The sequence below is a fragment of the Sulfuricurvum sp. RIFOXYD12_FULL_44_77 genome (genome assembly GCF_001830725.1).
GTDB classification, from domain to species: Bacteria; Campylobacterota; Campylobacteria; order Campylobacterales; family Sulfurimonadaceae; genus Sulfuricurvum; species Sulfuricurvum kujiense_A.
Window position 1 is genome coordinate 1 of sequence record NZ_MIBU01000293.1, and the last position, 2,580, is coordinate 2,580.

Here is a 2,580-nt window from a genome sequence, read left to right on the forward strand (position 1 = left end):
GAGGAGGGATTTTTTTGATCGTAAAGGTCTCTAGAAGCCCTTTATTAACAATGAGGCGGTTATAACTCTCGGTCGTAATCTCAAATCCGAGTGCGTCGGCTATCGTAGCGGTAGTGGTTGGCATAATGGAGTGGAGCATCACGGAAGCTTTTGCCAAAAGATTGGCAACCAATGCAACCGTTGCGAGGGCTTCATCGCTACGACCCTCTTTGATCTTCACCCATGGAGCGTGTTCTTCGATCGCTTTGTTTCCGATGGTGAATACTTTCCACAGCTCTTCGAGGTAACGATGGAGCTGAAGCTCACCTAGATAGGTCTCAAGAGAGTTTAGGAGGGTATGGGCATCATTCAGCTCTTTGGCATGGTATTTCTCAACATCACAGCTATTGATGACAAAGTCGGAGTATTTCTCTGACATTCCGATGATACGGTTTAAAAGGTTCCCTAGATCATTGGAGAGATCGGAGTTCATACGGTCGATCAATGCGCGTTGAGAGAAATCACCGTCTTGTCCGAACGGTACTTCACGCATCATGAAATAGCGGAAATTCTCAACACCGTAGTGTTTGGAAACCTCACGCGGATCGACAACATTCCCTTTGGATTTTGACATCTTTTCGCCGTCGCGTGTCCACCATCCGTGCGCACCGATATGTTTCGGCAACGGCAATCCGAGGCTCATCAAAAATGCCGGCCAGTAGATCGCATGGAAACGGAGGATATCTTTACCAACCAATTGGGTAGTCGCAGGCCAGAACTCCATTTTAGCTTCATCAGAGCCGTATCCGAGAGCCGTGACGTAGTTCATCAGGGCATCAAGCCAAACGTACATAACGTGTTTCGGCTCATTCAACGATTCGGGCAAATGAACACCCCAGCTAAAGCTGGTTCGGGTGACGGAGAGATCATTCAATCCCCCCTTAACAAAGCTGATCACTTCGTTACGGCGTGATTTAGGGAGGATAAATTCAGGATGGGCTTCATAATATTCTAACAAAGGTTTTTCGTATTTGGAGAGACGGAAGAAATAACTCTCCTCTTTTACGATGGTAGTCGCTCTGCCGCAATCAGGACAGCCGCCGCCGTCCATGAGTTGAGATTCGGGAAAGAAGCTTTCACAGCTGACGCAGTAGTTCCCCTCATAGAAGTCTTTATAAATATCACCGTTCTCATGCATTTTTAAAAATGCGGCTTGAACCCCTTTTTTATGGGTTTCATCGGTAGTACGGATAAATTGATCGTAACTAATATCAAACTCATCCCACAACGTACGAAACGTCGCGCTGATCTCATCGGCAAACTGCTGTGTCGGTTTGGAGAGATTTTTTGCCGCCTCTTCGATCTTTTGACCGTGTTCATCCGTTCCGGTAAGAAAATAGGTCTCGTTTCCGAGAAGGCGTGAATGACGTGCCAACGTATCGGCGATGAACGTTGTGTACGCATGACCGATATGGGCTTCGCCGTTAACGTAATAAATAGGGGTGGTAATATAGTTTTTCATTTATTTTCCTTATTAAAAATCAAACCCGCCGGTTTCACCTTTGGACATACTCTCATAGACGGCACGGATGTATTTGGCGCGAATTTCGCACCCGATACATTTTTCACAGACATAGCAACTGCTCACATTCTGCTCTTGTTGGCACTCTTGGAGAATTTTTATAGCTTCATCCAATTGTGCTTCGTATTCACTCTGCTCCGGCATAGACACTCAAAACCTCGTTTATCTCTTCAGATGAACCGAAAAAGCATGGGCTGGTATCGTGAACGTGTGCAGGCTCTTTTTCTAAAACCCGCTTGGTTCCATCCACCGCTTTACCTCCGGCTTTTTCGAAGATAAAGGCGAAAGGAAATACCTCGAACAACATACGAAGTTTCCCTTCCGGTTTATCACTGGCACCCGGATAGCTGAATAATCCGCCCCCCTTGAGGAGGATTTGGTGCAAATCGGGAACCATACCGCCGGAGTAGCGGAGGCGATAGCCGCGTGCGAAGAAGGAATCGATCATCGCTTTATGAAACGGTGCCCAACACTGCTGTGTACCGCCGGGTGCATTGATCTTCCCTTTTTCATTCAAGTGGATATGCTTCACAAACTCAAACTCTCCCGCTTGGAGGAGATAGAGGGAGACTTTGTGCTCATCGGCGTAGACCAGCTCAACACGCGGGCCATAGACAACATAACAGCTTGCAACCATTTTAGTAGGGGTAAAAGCTCCGTCATAAATTCCGAAAATAGAACCGACACTGAGATTAACATCGACTAAAGAGGAGCCGTCAAGCGGATCAAAGGCGATAAAAAAGCGGCCGCTTTCATTGAGAACCATAGGAAGCTCTTTCTCTTCACTTGCAATGGTATGGACACTTGCAATCTGACTCAACTCTTCTTCGATAATTAAATCGCTTTGGATATCAAGCTGAAGCTGGGTTTCACCGGAGCTGTTTTGCTCTTGGGAATAGCCGATATCTTTGACATCGATTGCGTGTTTGATCCGTATGGCACTTTTTTGGATCGCTTCTAAAATAACATTCATTTCATAACCTTTGCGTGAGCTAAAATCCACTCGATCACCTGATCGG

The 2,580-nt window shown here is 46.4% G+C and carries 3 protein-coding genes; all 3 read right to left on the minus strand.

What is annotated here, in order from left to right; translation table 11 throughout:
• The coding region (metG, locus tag A2517_RS10805) for a methionine--tRNA ligase (RefSeq protein ID WP_294896911.1) at positions 1-1,501 on the minus strand (1,501 nt) is incomplete at its 3' end.
• 12 nt (positions 1,502-1,513) lie between these two features.
• Positions 1,514-1,705, minus strand: coding sequence for a hypothetical protein (locus A2517_RS10810; protein WP_294896913.1), 192 nt, complete (start codon positions 1,703-1,705; stop codon positions 1,514-1,516).
• Complete coding sequence (locus tag A2517_RS10815; protein ID WP_294896915.1) at positions 1,689-2,534, minus strand: class 1 fructose-bisphosphatase; 846 nt, start codon at positions 2,532-2,534, stop codon at positions 1,689-1,691. The genes A2517_RS10810 and A2517_RS10815 overlap by 17 nt, the downstream gene beginning before the upstream one ends.
• Between the last annotated feature and the right edge of the window lie 46 nt (positions 2,535-2,580).